18 protein-coding genes and 1 tRNA gene are annotated in these 17032 nt (G+C 59.7%); 6 read left to right on the top strand and 13 right to left on the bottom strand.

The features are described 5' to 3' along the window. Positions 1 to 19: 19 nt before the first annotated feature. The gene (locus E1573_RS03840; protein WP_133210805.1) at positions 20 to 823 is read right to left on the bottom strand and encodes a cytochrome c; all 804 of its coding nucleotides are present in this window, start codon (positions 821 to 823) and stop codon (positions 20 to 22) included. Between the two features lie 524 nt (positions 824 to 1347). Here E1573_RS03840 and E1573_RS03845 point away from each other — a divergent pair. Further along, positions 1348 to 2085 (top strand): amidotransferase, encoded by a 738-nt coding sequence (locus E1573_RS03845; RefSeq protein ID WP_133210807.1) that lies wholly within the window; start codon positions 1348 to 1350, stop codon positions 2083 to 2085. Here E1573_RS03845 and E1573_RS03850 read toward each other — a convergent pair. The 3 genes from E1573_RS03850 to E1573_RS03860 form a co-directional block, all read right to left on the bottom strand. Then, positions 2063 to 3034 carry a magnesium and cobalt transport protein CorA gene (locus E1573_RS03850; RefSeq protein ID WP_133210809.1) on the bottom strand — a complete coding sequence of 324 codons (972 nt, stop codon included), beginning with the start codon at positions 3032 to 3034 and terminating at the stop codon, positions 2063 to 2065. The genes E1573_RS03845 and E1573_RS03850 overlap by 23 nt on opposite strands. 65 nt (positions 3035 to 3099) lie before the next feature. Next, positions 3100 to 3822, bottom strand: coding sequence for a 1-acyl-sn-glycerol-3-phosphate acyltransferase (locus E1573_RS03855; protein ID WP_133210811.1), 723 nt, complete (start codon positions 3820 to 3822; stop codon positions 3100 to 3102). 121 nt (positions 3823 to 3943) lie between these two features. After that, on the bottom strand, positions 3944 to 4633 hold the full coding sequence (locus tag E1573_RS03860; RefSeq protein WP_133210813.1) for a crotonase/enoyl-CoA hydratase family protein: 690 nt from the start codon (positions 4631 to 4633) through the stop codon (positions 3944 to 3946). 291 nt (positions 4634 to 4924) lie between these two features. Between E1573_RS03860 and E1573_RS03865 the strand changes: the two genes are divergently transcribed. Both E1573_RS03865 and E1573_RS03870 read left to right on the top strand, forming a co-directional pair. Continuing rightward, positions 4925 to 5014: transfer RNA gene (locus tag E1573_RS03865), tRNA-Ser, on the top strand. A 64-nt stretch (positions 5015 to 5078) separates the two neighbouring features. Beyond that, a complete protein-coding gene (locus E1573_RS03870; protein WP_133210815.1) occupies positions 5079 to 6062 on the top strand; it encodes a hypothetical protein in 984 nt (327 codons plus the stop codon). Between the two features lie 69 nt (positions 6063 to 6131). Here the strand turns inward: E1573_RS03870 and E1573_RS03875 are convergent, their stop codons facing one another. The 4 genes from E1573_RS03875 to E1573_RS03890 form a co-directional block, all read right to left on the bottom strand. Next, entirely contained in the window at positions 6132 to 8261 is a 2130-nt protein-coding gene (locus E1573_RS03875; RefSeq protein ID WP_133210817.1) for a TonB-dependent siderophore receptor, read from the bottom strand. A gap of 205 nt (positions 8262 to 8466) precedes the next feature. Further along, positions 8467 to 8847, bottom strand: a complete 381-nt coding sequence (locus E1573_RS03880) for a hypothetical protein (protein WP_133210819.1) — start codon at positions 8845 to 8847, stop codon at positions 8467 to 8469. Positions 8848 to 8947: 100 nt separating this feature from the next. Continuing rightward, entirely contained in the window at positions 8948 to 10141 is a 1194-nt protein-coding gene (locus E1573_RS03885) for an MFS transporter (RefSeq protein ID WP_133210821.1), read from the bottom strand. A gap of 144 nt (positions 10142 to 10285) precedes the next feature. Then, positions 10286 to 11035 (bottom strand): 3-oxoacyl-ACP reductase family protein, encoded by a 750-nt coding sequence (locus E1573_RS03890; protein ID WP_133210823.1) that lies wholly within the window; start codon positions 11033 to 11035, stop codon positions 10286 to 10288. A 117-nt stretch (positions 11036 to 11152) separates the two neighbouring features. On the opposite strand from E1573_RS03890, the gene E1573_RS03895 reads away from it, so the two are divergent. Next, positions 11153 to 12088, top strand: coding sequence for a LysR family transcriptional regulator (locus E1573_RS03895; protein ID WP_133210825.1), 936 nt, complete (start codon positions 11153 to 11155; stop codon positions 12086 to 12088). Positions 12089 to 12169: 81 nt separating this feature from the next. Here E1573_RS03895 and E1573_RS03900 read toward each other — a convergent pair whose 3' ends face one another. Both E1573_RS03900 and E1573_RS03905 read right to left on the bottom strand, forming a co-directional pair. Continuing rightward, the gene (locus tag E1573_RS03900) at positions 12170 to 12652 is read right to left on the bottom strand and encodes a transcription elongation factor GreAB (protein ID WP_133210827.1); all 483 of its coding nucleotides are present in this window, start codon (positions 12650 to 12652) and stop codon (positions 12170 to 12172) included. A gap of 4 nt (positions 12653 to 12656) precedes the next feature. Continuing rightward, positions 12657 to 13037 (bottom strand): hypothetical protein, encoded by a 381-nt coding sequence (locus E1573_RS03905; RefSeq protein ID WP_133210829.1) that lies wholly within the window; start codon positions 13035 to 13037, stop codon positions 12657 to 12659. 122 nt (positions 13038 to 13159) lie between these two features. Here E1573_RS03905 and earP point away from each other — a divergent pair, with 122 nt between their 5' ends. Continuing rightward, on the top strand, positions 13160 to 14293 hold the full coding sequence (gene earP / locus E1573_RS03910; protein ID WP_133210831.1) for an elongation factor P maturation arginine rhamnosyltransferase EarP: 1134 nt from the start codon (positions 13160 to 13162) through the stop codon (positions 14291 to 14293). Positions 14294 to 14341: 48 nt separating this feature from the next. Beyond that, complete coding sequence (efp, locus tag E1573_RS03915; RefSeq protein ID WP_133210833.1) at positions 14342 to 14911, top strand: elongation factor P; 570 nt, start codon at positions 14342 to 14344, stop codon at positions 14909 to 14911. Positions 14912 to 14971: 60 nt separating this feature from the next. Here the strand turns inward: efp and E1573_RS03920 are convergent, their stop codons facing one another. The 3 genes from E1573_RS03920 to E1573_RS03930 form a co-directional block, all read right to left on the bottom strand. After that, on the bottom strand, positions 14972 to 15400 hold the full coding sequence (locus E1573_RS03920) for an organic hydroperoxide resistance protein (protein WP_133210835.1): 429 nt from the start codon (positions 15398 to 15400) through the stop codon (positions 14972 to 14974). A gap of 125 nt (positions 15401 to 15525) precedes the next feature. Beyond that, the gene (locus E1573_RS03925; RefSeq protein WP_133210837.1) at positions 15526 to 15984 is read right to left on the bottom strand and encodes a MarR family winged helix-turn-helix transcriptional regulator; all 459 of its coding nucleotides are present in this window, start codon (positions 15982 to 15984) and stop codon (positions 15526 to 15528) included. 32 nt (positions 15985 to 16016) lie between these two features. Next, the gene (locus tag E1573_RS03930) at positions 16017 to 16982 is read right to left on the bottom strand and encodes a LysR family transcriptional regulator (RefSeq protein WP_133210839.1); all 966 of its coding nucleotides are present in this window, start codon (positions 16980 to 16982) and stop codon (positions 16017 to 16019) included. Between the last annotated feature and the right edge of the window lie 50 nt (positions 16983 to 17032).

Raw genomic sequence — 17032 nt, forward strand, 5'->3', positions numbered from 1 at the left:
GGATCACCAGCATCAGGCCTCAAGGTTGTTTTCGCGTAGCCATGTGGGCCAGGTAAGCGAGTAGCGCGTCGAGTTCTGCATCGCTGAGCACGTCAGGGCTGAATCCGGGCATTTTCGCCTGTGGCCACTGGCGCAGGCTTTGCGGGTCGCGAATGTAGCGGCGCAGAAAGGCCGGCTGGAAATACTCGGTGGGGTTATACGGTACGTTCAGGTCCGGGCCGAATTGCGCGTCGCCTGTGCCATTGAGGCGATGGCAGGCCAGGCAGTTTTTCTGGAACAGGGTGAAGCCCAGGTTGATGGGGTCGTCACTGGCCAGCTGCGCTGCCGGCAGCAGCGCGGGAAAGCGCGTAGCAACCGGCTCAAGACGGCGAATGCTGGCGACTTGAAATGGCCATTGCTCCGGGCTGATGTGTCCGGCCTGGGGGTTGGTCCACACCAAATAGAACGGGCCGGCGCTGGGTTTACCCGTGCCGAGCGGTGGCCAGGGGCTGGCCGGGTCTTCAATGGCCAACCAGGCCCTGGCTGGGCCGTTCTTGAGCAGTGGCGCTGCCGGCATCTCGGCAGCGAAGCCGTCATCGGCTACGGCTTGCAGGTGATCGCCAGGTGCAATGCCCTCGAGCAACACCGCCAGCGGCACGGCACGGTAATGCATGGTGCGTTTGTAGGAGACATCGTTGTCGATTCGAATCTCCTGAGCCTGCGGATGGGTCAGCAGTTCGGCGCTTTGCCAGTGCCGGCTACCGTTGCCCAGTTCCAGGGTCAGCTGTGCTGCCTGCGCGGGCAGGCAGAGCAGGGGCAGCAGCAGGGCGAGGCAGTAGCGCATGGGCAATCTCCAGCAAGTCAGGGCTGGCAGAGTACCTGCGCAGGGCCGTAGAGGGCCATAGGGGTTACCCGAACAAGCGAGACAGGTTCGGCAAGATCAACAGTAATGTCGTGGCGAAGAGAATGAGCCCGGCTTGGCGTATTTTGTGTTGTTTGAACATGGCTGACCGCCTTCTTGTTGTTATTCCTGAGTGCCCAATGGCTTCCTTGTCGTCGATCTGGCAAACATGGGTAACGCGGTTTGACGTCCAGACGCGAACCTTTGCTAAGGGATATACAACTAACAGTAGGGTTAACGTCAGCGGTGTTTTAGAACGCTTTCGTATTTGCATGCGCGAAACTGTAATTTATGGTTATGAGGCCTTATGCCATCTGGCAACTATTCCCCTTGCTAGACGCTTGCAATGGTTCTGTAGCAGGGTCCACTGAAAGTGACCGTTCGTCAGTGCATCGTACTTGCTTGCAAGCCTTATTCGGGGCAGGCTCTAGGGGGCAATCCCGCCTTTGTCGTTCAGGACTATTTTTATGCCGTTACGCATCTGCATCCTGGAAACCGACGTCCTGCGACCTGAGCTGGTCGAGCAGTATCAGGGCTACGGACGGATGTTCGAGCAGCTGTTCGCCAGTCAACCGATCGCCGCCGAGTTTGACGTGTACAACGTGATGAATGGCGACTACCCCGCCGATGATCAGGTGTTTGACGCTTACCTTGTGACCGGTAGCAAAGCCGACTCGTTCGGCACCGATCCGTGGATCGAAACGCTCAAGGCCTATTTGCTTGAGCGTTACAACCGTGGCGACAAATTGTTGGGCGTGTGTTTTGGCCATCAGGTGCTGGCATTGGTGCTGGGCGGCAAGACCGAACGTGCCACCCAGGGCTGGGGTGTGGGCGTGCATCGCTACCAACTGGCCGGTAAGGCGCCGTGGATGGACCCGACCGTGTCGGAGCTGACCTTGCTGATCAGTCACCAGGATCAGGTCACCGAACTGCCGGCAAATGCTACGGTGATTGCCTCCAGCGATTTCTGCCCCTACGCCGCTTACCACATTGCCGATCAGGTGTTGTGCTTCCAGGGGCACCCGGAATTCGTTCGCGACTACTCGCGTGCGCTGCTGGACCTGCGCCAGCACAGCCTCGGTCAGGAGGTTTACCAGAAGGCCGTTGCCAGCCTGGTCGAAGAGCACCAGGGCGGCATGGTCGGTGAGTGGATGCTGCGCTTCGTGGCCCAGCAGCAGGTGGCTAAAGCCAGCCTGAGCGCTTGAAGCTGGCAAACAACGCCGTGCAGCCTACGGTGATCGCACCGAGCACGGCGAAGTAACCGTAATGCCAGCTCAACTCCGGCATGTTCTGAAAGTTCATCCCGTAGATGCCCGCCACCGCAGTGGGGAATGCCAGGATCGCCGCCCAGGCGGCGAACTTGCGTTGCACGATGCTCTGGCGTGAAGACTCCAGCAGCATGCCGATTTCGATGGTCTGACTGGCAATGTCGCGGATCCCGGCCAGGTCTTCCATCTGCCGGGTGACGTGAATCTGGACGTCGCGAAAGTACGGGCGCATGTTTTTGTCGATGAATGGGAAGGTCAGACGCTGCAGTTCTTCGCTGATCTCCACCATCGGTGCCACATAGCGGCGCAAACGCAGAATGTCGCGGCGCAGGCTGTGCAGACGCTGGATATCTTCTTCCTGGAGTGAGTTGCTGAGCACGCTCTGTTCCAGTTCTTCGATTTCGCCGTGGATGGCTTCGCTGATTGGCTGGTAGTTTTCGGTGACGAAGTCGAGCAGGGCGTACAGCACGAAATCTTCACCATGCTCCAGTAGCAAGGGCCGCGCCTCGCAGCGCTGGCGCACTAAAGCGTAGGATTTCGATTGGCCGTTGCGGCAGGTGATGATGTAGCCATTGCCAGCAAAGATGTGGGTTTCGATGAACTCCAACTTGCCTTCATGGCGCACCGGCGAGTAAGTGACGATAAACAGCGCGTCGCCGAAGGTTTCCAGCTTCGGCCGGCTGTGTTTTTCCAGGGCATCTTCAATGGCCAGTTCATGCAGGTTGAACTGGCGTTGCAGGTTGGCCAGCTCTTCGGCGTTGGGCTCTTCAAGGCCAATCCAGACGAAGTGTCCGGGTTTACTGGCCCATTGGCTGCCTTCATCGATACTGATGTTGGTAACTTTTCTGCCGGCGCTGTACACCGCTGCCGCAACGACTCGTCCCATGGTGGTTCGCTTCTTCTGATGACCGTGCCAGTAGCTTGGTCTGACACGCAGAATTGAGCAACCACTCAAGCGTGCGGCAATTCAGCTTCCATCAGGTCAATGCAGCGCTGCATCTGCAGCTGGATCTGCTCGGCCAGGGCGGGGACGTCTTGCTGGGTCAGGCCGCTGGTCGGGATCGGCGGCAGGGAGCGAATGATCACTTTGCTACGGCGCCAGCTGTTCAGGCGCAGGCGCTGGGCGTAGCGGCTGACACATACAGGTACGATCGGCACGCCGGCCTCGACCGCCATATGGAAGGCGCCTTTCTTGAACGGTACCAGGCGTTCGCCAGCATTGCGTGTGCCTTCGGGAAATACCCAGATCGACGTGTCGTCTTCGCTCAAGGTGCGGGTGGTGGTCTGCATGGCCCGGCGTGCCTGGTAGGCGTTGCCGCGGTCAATCAGCACGTTGCCGCCCAGCCAGAACAGCTGGCCGAACAACGGAACCCATTTCAGGCTCTTCTTGCCGATGCAGACAGTACGCGGTGGCACCACATGGCCGAGCACGAACAGGTCATGGTTGGATTGGTGGTTGGCGACGATCACACAGCCTGGCGGCTGGTCGAACAGCGGGCCCACTTCGGCTTTGACGTCAAGGCGCATCAGCCAGGTAGCGGGCAGCCCATACAGGCGCGCATATATGCGGCTGTTGTCCGGGTTGAAGGGGCGACACAGGCCGATCAGAACACCGACAACACCGATAACAACAAAGTGCAGCCCCAACAAGAGCATGCGGATAAGGAAAAGCATCGTACGACTCACACCAGGCAAACGCGGCGCAGTGTACGGATGTGCACAGGCGCGGGCAAACGCTCAATGCGGTCGTAGTGGCCCGATTGCGCAAATAAACGCAATCAGGCCTTGGTAGGGGTCAGCCCAGGTGTTCCTGATCGCGGATGATCGCGTCATCGAGACTGTCGAGCAGCGCTTTGCGGACCTTGAGTTTGGTGTGTTTGTGCGCATTCATGTTGATTTTCTTCAACTGCCGCGCGGCGGCCAGCGCGGTTTCCTGCAGTTGGTCGGCGGCTACGACCTTGTCGAGGAAGCCGGCATCGACAGCGCTGATCGGGTCGAACATCTCGGCGTTGATCACTGAGCGGTGGAAGGCGGAGCGGCGCAGGCGATCACGGGCCAGCTCGATGCCAGCGTGGTGCATGGTCATGCCGATCTGCACTTCATTCAGGCCGATGCTGAAGGGGCCTTCAACGCCAATACGGTAATCGGCCGACAGCAGCAGGAACGCGCCTTTGGCCACCGCATGGCCCGGGCAAGCAACAATGATCGGGAACGGGTGCGCAAGCATGCGGCGGGCGAGGGTCGAGCCGGCGGTGACCAGGCTGACGGCTTCTTTTGGGCCGGAGGTCATTACCTTGAGGTCATAGCCGCCGGAAAGAATGCCCGGCTGGCCGGTGATGATTACCACTGCACGATCCTGCGTGGCCTGGTCGAGGGCCGCGTTAAAGGCTGCGATGACATCGGGCGAGATGGCGTTGACCTTGCCGTTGTTCAGGGTCAGGGTCGCGATGCCGTCTTCGAGGTGGTAGGTAATCAGCTCACTCATGACAGAGTTCCTTACAGGGAGAGTGAGGCAGACGTTACTCAGGCTGGGCAACCAGGTAAAGCGCTGTGACTGACCGGCCAGTCAGGCTTTAACCGCTTTGCCTTGCAAGTCGGGGGTAAAGGCCAAAGGGCTACCGAAGCACACCAGAGATTGGCGACTTTGCCCTGTGCGCCGTGGTTTTTTCAGGGGATTGGCTTAAGCGCATGAAAATTCTGAAAAAAACCTTTGCCATCAGCACCTGTTTCGACTACATTAGCGCGCCTCGACAGGCTGAACAGCTTGAAGAGAAACGGTGAAGTGTCCGAGTGGCTGAAGGAGCACGCCTGGAAAGTGTGTATACAGGAAACTGTATCAAGGGTTCGAATCCCTTCTTCACCGCCACATTTAGAAAAGCCCCGCAAATTTCGGTTTGCGGGGCTTTTTGCATTTTGGGTCTGTCAGCGCCATGAAAATAAAAATTCTTTGCAGTTTGTTAGTGCTGGTGTCAGTGCAGGCTGTTGCCGGTGCGAACGAAAATATGGAGCGCAAGTGTAAAGCGGTGGAGGGGGATGTTCCGACCTATAGCATTCCGTTCGATAGCATGCGCACGGCGATTGTTCAGTACGCTGTTGTAAAAGGCGTAAAGGATCCAGCCAACCAGACCGATGAAAAGATTCCGCCACTGTTGCGTGACAACATCAAAGCATTGGCTCGTCCTGAATACAGCGAATTCCTCGATGGGGCCATTGCACTGCGCCTTGCGCGGGCTCAGGACGCGTACAAGGCCGCTTATCAAGGGTTGGACGGTAAGAAGAAAGCGCAATACGACCTGTATGCAGAATGTTATCTGGACAGTGTCGCCGACCCCACGTCCGACGCGTACATCGATGCTCGCAAAGCCCTGGATGAAACCTATACCCTCGTCAGTTTCAAAGCACAGGAAAGGCAAACTCAGGTTCAGGCGCAACGGCGTGAATCTGAGTACCTGGCCAGTGAAGCAGCCAGAAAAGATCGCGAACGCCAAGCGCAAAATCTGCTGGAACAGCGTCGTCAGAACCCGACTTCAAGCTCCGCTGAAATCGGCCCGTTCGTCGTTACAGTGGACAGTTGCACAACCAGCGTGAATGCGGACTTTGGCGTAACGTCCGTGAGCGCACAGCCAGGCTCAAGGTTTCTGATACTCCAAGCTACATTCAAAAATCGCAGCAACACCGGGCAGTTTATTGTTCCGGGCGTCTTGTTAATGAACCATGCCGGAAAGTCGTATACATACAACGTCATTGAGCCGGTATTGGGTGACCCGATGGGCGTTCCAGATGGGCCGATCAATCCACTGATTGCTCAGAAAGTGCGCGTGGTCTACCGGGTTTCCGATGAGGTCTCCGGCAAGGTGCGTTGGCAGCCGGGGCAAAACCCGGATCGGCTGACCCTCAAGTGTGGTGTGATCTGACCATCGCGGGGCAAGCCCGCTCCCACAGAAGATCCTCAGTGGGAGCGGGCTTGCCCCGCGATCAGACCTTCAAAAACTCACAGAAGCCGACACCCGCGCCGTCCTCGGCGCGCCCTGGAACAGGTAGCCATCCCCCAGGTATTCCCCGGCGTCACGCCAGTAACGTTTGTCGAAAACGTTGTCCACCACCAGCCGCAGGGTCGTGTCGTAACCGCCGATTTTTGTGCTGTAGCGGCTCCCCAAGTCGAACACAGCGTAGCTGCCAACTTCCACGCTGCCGGCTTGGTTGGCGTATTTGCTGGCGCTGTAGCGAGCCCCGCCGAGTAACGCCAGGCCGCTGATCGGCAGGCTGTAATCGGCCTGCACGGCGGCGCGCAGGTTGGGTACGTTCAACGCTTGATGGCCTTCATAGTCCGCCGTCCCGCTGTTTTTCACCCGTGCGCGAATGGCTGCAGCGCTGGCGTTGATCTGCAGGCGTTCGGTCACCCAGCCGCTGGCGCCTAGTTCCAGGCCGATGTTCTTTTGCTGACCTTGCTGCACGTATGTGAAGTTGCCCGTGCCGTCTGGTCGGGAGTACTGGTAGGCCTGACGCAGCTGAAACACCGCCGCGCTCAAACTCATGCGTTGCCAGTCGCGTTTGATACCGACCTCCAATTGGTGCGACAGGGTCGGCGCAAGGATTTCAGCGCTGTTGGTGGCAAACCAGGGGGCCGTGCCACCGGAGGAGATGCCTTTGCTGTAACTGGTATACAGCGAGATGTCCGGACGCGGTTTGTAGATCAGGGCGGCGTTGGGCAGCAACTGATAGTCGCGGGTATGGCGCCCGGGCTCGCCGTTTTCGTCGTAGGTCTTCTCGTCGAGGCGCACCAGGCGCGCGCCCAGCACCGTTTGCCAATGTTCATTGAAGCTGATGCGGTCGCTGGCAAACAGGCCGTATTGGCGACTGTCCAGGCGCCGCGTGCTGGGGCCCACGGTTTTATCGGAGGGCGGCAAGGCAGGTGTCGGTTGATAAATGTTGCCGGTGCCAATCCATTCGTTGAAGTAGGGGCGTTGGTCGAGCGTGCGGCGTTGGGCGCTGGCGCCTACTGTCAACTCGTGGCCCAGGCCCATAGCATCGAAACGACCATTCAGTGCCGCTTGTGCTTCGTCGGTGCGCCGAGTGTCGTCGGGGCTGCGGTAGTCGTAGATGTCGTAGTCGCCAGCGCTGCTGAAAAAGGCGCCTTCGCTCGAGCCCCAGGCGAATGAGCTGTAGTCGTCGATCACCACTTTGCTGCGAGAAGCACTGAGCGTGCCCGTCCAGCTATCGTTGAAGCGGTACTCGAAGCGCCCACCAAGGTTCAACGAGTCAATGCTCACCGGGTTGGCCCAGTGTTGGTAAGCCAGGCGGTCGTGCGGGTCTATATCATGGGGCAGTTGGCTGCCGCCGAGCAGTTGGTAGCCGGGGACGGAGCGTTGTTCACGCTGTTGATATTCAGCATCCAGTTGCAACAGGGCGTCGGGGTTGATCTGCCAGTCGAAGGCCAGCGCGGCAAAGTCCCGTGTGCCATCGGCATGGTCAACATAAGAACGGATGTCTTCATGCGCCAGGTTGGCACGCACACCGAACTGACGTTCACTGCCGAACCAGCCGCCCAGGTCGGTGGCGATGTAGCGCTCGCCCTGTTCGTTGCTCGACACGGTCACCGAGCGTACATCCTCCGGACGCTTAGTGACGTAATTGATCAGCCCACCAGGTTCGGCCACCCCACTTTGCAACCCGGACAAGCCCTTGAGCAATTCAACTTGCTGCTTGTTTTCCAGCGCCACGTTCTGTTCGCCCGCGATGGTCTGGCCATTGATCTTGTAGCTGCTGGCGGCATTGAGTTCGAAGCCGCGCACGTTGAAGTTTTCGTAGTAACCGATCGGCGCATAGCTTTCGCCCACCGATGCATCGCTTTGCAGCACCTCACTGAGCTTGCGTACCTGCCGGTCTGCCAGTAGTTGTTCGCTGAACACCGCCACCGATGCCGGGGTATCGAGCAAAGGCGCCGGGGCAAAGCCTGCGACAGACGCGTCTTGTACCCGATAGCCCTCGCTATAAACCTCCGACACGTTGACCGGAGCCAGGGTGATGCTGTCTTGGGCGAGGCTGTGACAGGCAGGCAGCGCCAGGCTCAAGCCGACCAGGCTCAAGGGCAGGCGAGGGTAAGGCAGGGTCATGCAAAAAGCTCCTTGAGGGCGTACAGCAGGCGTGCCGTAGAGGTTCGTCACGGCCGGCGGGGGCGTAAGTCCAATAAAATGCAAAGAATACGGGCCTGTCGGCATTGCACCGGGCAAGCGGGCGCGCATCTTAGCAGGGGCACCCGGCTACGGGTGCCCTTGTTTATTGCAGGCTTATCAAGGAAGGAGCCTGACGCGCATCGACTCAGCGATTGGCGGCCGGTTGGGTATGGCGACGCCAGTGGCCATTGAGCTTCGACCAGGTCTTGCGGTCGGTGATCGCCATCAGTTTGCGGCCATCTTTGAAGGTGGCGAGGAAGGTGATTTCTTCTTCCTTGCCACCCAGCCACAGGCCGGCAATCAGGCCAACCGGCCCTGCAACCAGGGCGCCGGCCATCCCCCAGCCTAAGGCACTGCCCAGGCTGCGGCTGGACTCCTGATTGGCAACGATCAATTCACTGATACGCGAAAGGGCGATTTTTTCCCCGGGAGAAGGGCTGCGGCAGGTCTTGAGTGTGAGCGATCCATTGCGGTACTCGCCTTCACCTTGCAAGAAATCGCCGGACTGAACCGTGAGTCTTGTCATCGTGGCATCCAGATAGAAGGGGCTGCTGAGCAATCGCTACTCAGCGCCAGCGGCTGGCACAAGTCAATCCTCAGGCGACGGAGGGTCGCCTGAGGCGGCGTCAGGCCGTACGCATCCGCACGCTGCGCTGGCGTTCAGCCAAGGCCCAGACCAGCAAGGCCAGGCTGCCGATCGAAAGGCCGGCAATGACGATGCCGTGCCAGCCGTAGTGCTGGAACAATTGAGTGCCCAGCAGCGAGCCCAGCGCGCCACCAATGAAGTAGCAGGTGATGTAACCGGCATTCAGGCGATTGCGCGCTTCCGGGCGCAAGGCAATGACCGCGTTCTGATTACTCACATGCACCAATTGCACGGCCAGATCCAATAGCAGTACGCCGATCAACAGGGCGGCCAGCGACGATTGGGCGAAGCCCAACGGAATCCACGACAGCAGCAGGGCCAGCAAGCCAACGGTGGTACCCAGTGATCCCTTGCCACGATCGGCCAGGCGGCCCGCCCAGTTGGCCGACAGCGCACCGGCCGCACCTGCAAGGCCGAACAGCCCGATAATGGCATCTGAATAATGGTAAGGCTCAGCGGCCAGGAGAAAGGCCAGTGGCGTCCAGAACAGTGCGAACAGGCTGAAGGACAGCAGCCCTAGCAATGAACGCAGGCGTAACACCGGCTCGTCGACGAACAGACGAAACACCGAGCCAATCAATGCGGGGTACCGCAGCCCTGCGTGCTGGTGGCGTTCTGGCAGGGCGCGGAACAACGCAACGGCGCACACAGCCATCAACCCGGCGGCCAGCAAATAGATGCTGCGCCAGCCGCCCAATTCGGCCATGAAGCCGGCAGCAGTGCGCGCCAGCAAGATGCCCAGCAGTAAACCGCTCATCAAGGTCCCGACCGCCCGGCCTCGTTCGCCGGGTTCGCTCAAGCCGGCGGCCATCGGCACCAGCACCTGAGCCACAACGGAAAACAAGCCGGTCAATGTAGTGCCCAGCAGCAACCACACAAGGCTCGGCGAAAAGGCACTGATCAACAGCCCCAAGGTACTGATGGCGATCATGCTAACAATCAGTCGACGCTGTTCGAATAGATCGCCCAACGGTGCCAGCAGCAGAAGACCGGCGCCATAGCTCAGTTGCGCGGCAATGACGATGGCCCCGGCACTGGAGGTGCTCAGGCCGAACTGCTCGGCGATGCTGTGCAGCAGCGGTTGGGCGTAGTAGTTGCTGGCGACCGCAAGGCCGGTGGCGGTGGCCATCAGCAGGATCAGGCCGCGGCTCAGAGAAGTGCTGGAGGAGGTCATGGACCGTCTCGATCAGTGGCAGTTAAGGCGTAACAGTATCGGAAATGCGCGGGCATGACGCCAATCTATCAATGCCCGTCCCGGCTGTCCGGCGCTGTGTCTGTCGATCTGATCGAACACGTACGGGGCAGCCGGGACGTTACATCAGGCAGCAAAGCCGCCATCGATGGTCAGGCTGGCGCCCGTAATGTAGGCCGCCTCAGGGCTGGCCAGATACGCGACGAAGCTGGCGATTTCCTCGACTTCGCCGTAGCGCCCTACCGCCATGTAGCCCATCAGGCTTTCGGCAAAATCGCCATGCGCGGGGTTCATCTCGGTATCAACCGGGCCTGGCTGTACGTTATTGATGGTGATGCCCAATGGCCCGAGGTCGCGGGCCAGGCCACGGGTCAGGCCAACCAGAGCAGACTTGCTCATGGCATACGGGCCACCGCCGGCGAAGGGCATACGCTCGGCATTGGTGCTACCGATGTTGATAATGCGCCCACCTTGGCCCATGTGTCGTGCCGCAGCTTGGCTGGCGATGAACACGCTGCGCACATTCACAGCCAAGGTACGGTCGAAGTCGTCGAGATTGAATTCCAGCAGCGGGGCAACGGCCAGTACACCGGCGTTGTTGACCAGAATGTCGAGACCGCCAAACGCTTCCACGGTGCTCTCTACGGCTTGTTGCACAGCCTTGGCATCAGCGCTGTCAGCTTTGATCGCCAGAGCTTTGCCACCCTCGGCAATGATGCTGTGTTGCAAGGCTTGAGCCTGCTCGGTGGCGTTGGCGTAGGTGAAGGCGACATGGGCGCCCTCAGCCGCCAGGCGTTTGACGATAGCGGCGCCGATACCGCGTGATCCACCCTGAACCAGGGCCACTTTGCCGATGAGGCGGGCTTGATGTGACATGCTGTGCTCCAGAAAGAACAAGGCCCGATGCCTTGGATGGTGATCAGTATCGGCGGCGGATTACCTTCTGATAAGCCGGTAATCGCTATAGTCTGTGTAAACCAAAAGTATGGAATCGTGGCTGTGGAATCGTTCAGTAGTATCGAGTGCTTTGTGCGTAGCGCTGAAGGTGGCAGTTTTGCTGAAGCGGCACGGCGCCTGAGCCTGACGCCAGCGGCGGTGGGGAAAAACGTTGCCCGGCTGGAGGTGCGCCTGGGGGTGCGCTTGTTTCAGCGCAGTACCCGGCGCCTGACCCTGACCGAGGCCGGGCAGCGCTTTCTCGGCGAAGTGGCCAGCAGCTTCCAGACCATCCAGCACGCCGTGGCCAACCTCGCCAGCGCCGAAGGGCAGCCAGCCGGGACCTTGAAAGTCAGTATGGGCACGGTGTTCGGGCGTTTGTACATCGTGCCGCTGCTGGCTGAGTTTCTCAGCCGTTACCCGGCGATCAGTCCCGACTGGCATTTCGATAACCGGCAGGTCGATTTGATCGGTCAGGGGTTTGATGCAGCGATTGGCGGTGGTTTTGACCTGCCCCTGGGTGTTGTTGCGCGCAAACTGACCCCGGCGCACCGGATTCTGGTTGCCGCCCCTGCGTTCCTGGCTCAGCACCCACCGGTACAGCAGCCAGCCGACTTGCAGGCGCTCGATGGCATTTTGATCCGCTCGCCGCAAACCGGGCGTGTGCGCACCTGGCCGCTGACCAGCCGCCAGCAGGAGCAAAGCCCGCTGAACATTCGCCTGCGCATGACCATGAGCGATTCTGAAGCCGCTTGCGCAGTGGCCCAGCAAGGGCTGGGGGTGGCCTTGGTGAGCATGCCGTTTGCTGTGCCTTACCTACAGGCCGGCAGCCTGGTGCGCGTGTTGCCGGACTGGTATGTGGATGATGGCAACATTTGCTTGTATTACGCCGAACACAAGCTGTTGCCGGGCAAGACGCGGGCGTTTGTCGACTACATCATTGAGCAATTTGCCGCTCAGGGCTTGGCGCAGCGGTTCAACGCCTTGGCTGGTTGATGAACCCTGTAGGAGCGGGCTTGCCCCGCGCTAGCGTTCTGTCAGGCACATTGCATCGCGGGGCAAGCCCGCTCCTACAGGTTACCGAACGTGCACTACCACGTAGTTCTGACGCACCCCGCCCAACACCAGGCTGACGTCTTCATCCTCGACCTTGCCCAGCAAGCACTGCCCCAACGGCGAGCGCGGTGTAATGACCGTCACCAGTTGATCGCCTTGGCCAATCTTCAGGCCCGCGCCTTCAGGCCCGAGAAACAGGTGCTGGCAACTACCGTTTTCGGCCTCCAGTGTCACCAGATTGCTCAGCTGAATGCCGTGGACAGCATCGTAGTCACGCAGCACCAATTGTTGATAAGCCGCGCGTGCCTGACGGATTTCTTCCATGCGTCGGGCTTGGCCGGTCGCCAGGTACGACGCTTCCAGGCCCAGCGTGTCGTACTTGTTTTCGGCGATGTTTTCTTCGGCTGTAGCCGCTTCATAGGCGGTCTGCGCGGCGCGCTGGGCTACGTCCAGGTCGGCGCTCAAGGTGTCGATGATGCGTTGCAGCAGGTCGGCTTTGTTCATGGCGCTATTTACAGAATTCAAGGACAAGGGCGCGGCTCTTTTCGGTCGGCGCTGTGCGGTTCTGTTGCAACCAGAACTGGCATTTAGGGTTGGACAGATTACGCACGCTGCTTTCAGCCTGCTCCTCGGCCTGTTGCAGTTCCTGGTTGCGCAGGATCTGTTTGTACTGCTCGAACATCTGGCTCTGCTGCGCGGTCTCGGGAGTTGAGGTGGCCGCGGGCGGGACTATCACCTGGCTCAAGGGTTGGACCGCTTCAGGCAGCAGGCGCCCGGCCAGCCAAAGGCTCAAGGCAATCGCAAGGGCGCCGAGCCACAGGCCCAGGGCAATGCACAAAACCAGCTGTACGGGTTTGAGGGTGATCTTCAGTTCGCGAGGGCGGGGCATGATGGCCTCCTGGCCAGGGCACGGGTGCTTATTGTGGCATGGCCTTGGTGGTTTTTTTCGCTGCATGCTTTTGTCTGCGATGATTTACCCGGACAATTGGTGCTTTTTCCAAGGGGCCAGTGATGAAAGCTGACTGGGACATCTTCTGTTGTGTCGTTGATAACTACGGCGACATTGGCGTGACTTGGCGTCTGGCACGGCAATTGGTAGCCGAGCACGGGCTGGCAGTGCGCCTGTGGGTGGATGACCTCAGCGCCTTCGCGCGTATCTGCCCGGACGCTGATGCTCAGGCACCTCGCCAATGGCAACAGGGCGTGGAGGTGTGCCGTTGGCTGCCGGATTGGCAAGAAACGTCAGTAGCTGACGTAGTCATCGGCGCGTTTGCCTGTCAGTTGCCGGCCGCTTATGTGCAAGCAATGCTCGATTGCCCGCGTCGCCCCTTATGGCTGAACCTGGAGTACCTGAGCGCTGAACACTGGGTTGAAGGCTGTCATGGTTTGCCTTCACCTCAACCTAACGGCCTGCGCAAAGTGTTTTTCTTTCCCGGCTTTACCGCCAAAACCGGGGGATTGCTGCGCGAAGCCACGCTATTGGCACGTCGTGAAGCGTTCGAGCAAGACCCAGCAGCGCGTCAGGCCTTTCTTCAGCGCTTGGGTGTCACCCCAGCCGATGGTGCCCGCCTGATTTCCCTGTTTGCCTACGAAAATGCCAGCCTGGCCAGTTGGCTCGATGCCTTGGCCGCCGACAGCCGTGGCAACCATCTGCTGGTACCTGAGGGGCGGATTCTGGGCGACGTGCAAGCGTGGCTGGGCGACAGTGACCTGCATGCGGGTCGTGTACTCGAGCGGGGCGCCTTGACGGTACAGATCCTGCCTTTCGTCAGTCAGGACGACTACGACCAATTGCTCTGGAGCTGCGATTTCAACGCAGTGCGGGGTGAAGATTCGTTCGTCCGGGCGCAATGGGCGGGGCGGCCGCTGCTCTGGCACATCTATGTGCAGGAGGAATACGCCCATTGGGAAAAGCTCGAGGCGTTCCTCGATCACTACGTCGTCGGGCTTTCGCCGTTGGCCAAAGCAGCGCTGGTCGATTTGTGGCGGGCCTGGAACATGGATCGCGACATGGGGCAGGCCTGGCAACAGGTGCTTGAGCACTGGGCTGAACTCGACCAGCACGCCCGCCGTTGGAGCGCTACACAGGCCGCTCAGCCGGACCTCGCCACGGCGCTGGTACAGTTTTACCGAAATTCGCTATGATACGCGGCCTCGATTTTTGTAAATCCATCCAAATTCGGATATCTCGCGATGAAAACTGGTAAAGAACTGAAACCCGGTACCGTACTGCGGATCGACAACGACCCGTGGCTGGTTCAGAAAGCTGAATTCACCAAGTCGGGCCGTAACAGCGCGATCATGAAGACCAAGCTGAAGAACCTGCTGACTGGCTACAAGACCGAAACCGTTTACGGTGCGGACGACAAGCTGGACGACGTGATCCTGGATCGCAAAGAAGCGACCCTGTCGTTCATCAGCGGTGACTCCTACACCTTCATGGACACCACCGACTACACCATGTACGAACTGAACGCTGAAGACATCGAAGCCGTTCTGCCGTACATCGAAGAAGGCATGGAAGACGTCTGCGAAGCAGTCTTCTTCGAAGGCCGTCTGGTATCGGTAGAACTGCCGACCACCATCAGCCGTCAGGTTGTCTACACCGAGAACGCTGCTCGCGGCGACACCTCGGGCAAGGTCATGAAACCTGCCAAGCTGAAAAACGGCACTGAAATCAGCGTTGCTGACTTCATCCAGATCGACGAGTGGATCGACATCGACACTCGCGACAACAGCTTCAAAGGCCGTTCCAAGAAGTAATTCCTGGCGCCTACAAAAAACCCGGCCTTGGCCGGGTTTTTTTATGTCCGGGATTTACCCTCAGACCGTCACGTGCAGGCGGACGTCGACATTGCCGCGGGTGGCGTTGGAGTAAGGGCAGACTTGGTGGGCTGCGTCCACCAGTGCCTGTGCGTCAGCCTGTTGCAGACCCGGCAGGGCAATGTGCAGATCAATGTCCAGACCAAATCCACCCGGGATTTGACCGATGCCGACTTTGGCAGTGATCGAGCTGTCGGCAGGCAAGGCTTTTTTCTGCTGGCCGGCAACAAACTTCAGGGCACCGATAAAACAGGCCGAGTAGCCAGCGGCGAACAATTGTTCGGGGTTGGTACCTTCACCCCCAGCGCCGCCCAGTTCCTTGGGGGTGCTCAATTTGACTTCAAGTTTACCGTCGCTTGAGCGCGAACTGCCGTCGCGACCGCCGGTGGACTTGGCTTCAGCAATGTACAGCGGAGTGACCTTTTGCATCTTGAGCCTCGCGTGTGTGTTGCGCCGCAGCGCTGAGTGGGTACGGGCATTAACTTAGTACGCAATTATTTAGCGCACAAGATAAATTTCGACCAGCTTACAAACGGTCATTCACAGCATAGCTGTCAGAGGTTTTTTTGCAGGTTGGCGCGTAGTTCCAGCAACTCGGCCTGCAGCTGTTGCAGGCGCTCAAGGCTTTCGCCGCTGGCGGCCAGAATGCACTGTGGAATGGCCTCGGCGCGGCTTTGCAGGGCACGTCCCTGTTCGCTCAGGTGCACCTGTACGACCCGTTCATCTTCACGGCTGCGGGTGCGCTTGAGCAGGCCTTCGGCTTCCAGGCGCTTGAGAAGCGGGGTGAGCGAGCCCGGATCCGTCAGTAGGCGCTGGCTGATCTCACCGACGGTCAAGCCATCCTGCTCCCACAGCACCAGCATCGCCAGGTACTGTGGATAAGTCAGCCCCAGTTGTTGCAGCAGGGGCTTGTAGACTTTGGTCATCAGCAGCGACGTTGAGTACAGCGCGAAGCACACTTGGTTATCGAGCAACAGTTCATCGCAGGGAGCAGGTGATTTCGGGGCGTTCATGCACATCCTTTCATTCGTTGAGTCCTTGGAATTTAGCACGCTGATGACCAGCGCAGCTCGCTTTGCAGGGCCAGGTCCCAAGGCGGCACGGGACTGAATCGGCTTTTGAGGAATTCGAGTAGCAAACGGCTGCGAGAGTTCGTTTCGTGTTCCAGGCGTAAGGCATAAATACCGCTGGACTCGGCAGCAGGCAGGCCATTGTCGCAAAACAGCGGCAGCAGTTCGCCGCGCAACAAGTAGTCGCTTATCAGCCAGGTGGGCAGGTGGGCGATGCCCAGGCCAGCCAGAGCACCGAACAACAAAGTCTCGGCATTGTTGGCGCTCATGCGCATTCGCGTAGGGCGGTACAGGCGTAACTGACCGTCGACGGCAAAGCGCCAGGCAAACGGTGGTGCCAGGCCGTCCCAGTCCAGGCCGTCATGCTCGGGTAGTTCGCTGGGGCAGGTGGGCACACCACGTGCGGCCAGATAGGCAGGGCTGGCACAGGCAATCCGCACCATGTAGGCCAGTGGTGTGGCCACCAGGCGGGTATCGGCCAACGGCCCGGCGCGTAGCACCAGGTCGACTTCTCCCAGGTGTGAGCCATGCAGGTCGACAAAGCTGTCGATCAGGCGCAGTTGCACATCAAGCCCTGGGTAGGCCACCAGAAAGTCGGCAATCGCCGGGGCCAGATGGCGACGACCGAATGCGGCAGGGGCATCAATCCGGATCAAGCCTTCCGGGGCATTGCTCAGCGATACCGCTTCAGCGCGGGCCAGGCGCAGTTCTTCTACGATGCGTCGGGCCCGTTCCGCAAAGGCATTGCCGGCTGGAGTGGGGCGTACGGCATGGGTGCTGCGCACGAACAGGCGGCTACCGACTGCGCTTTCCAGGGCGTCAATGCGCCGGGCCACGGCGGAAGGCGTGAGCGGATGGCGCCGGGCGGTCGCAGAAAAGCTGCCGGTCTCCAGCACATCGAGGAACAGACTGAGTTGTTCGGTGAGGGTGTCAGGGTTCATTTCGCGTGGTCTGCTTATGCGTAAATGGCAAAGCCATTGTGCGTTGCTGT

It is taken from the genome of Pseudomonas sp. H9 (assembly GCF_004353925.1).
Classification (GTDB): domain Bacteria; phylum Pseudomonadota; class Gammaproteobacteria; order Pseudomonadales; family Pseudomonadaceae; genus Aquipseudomonas.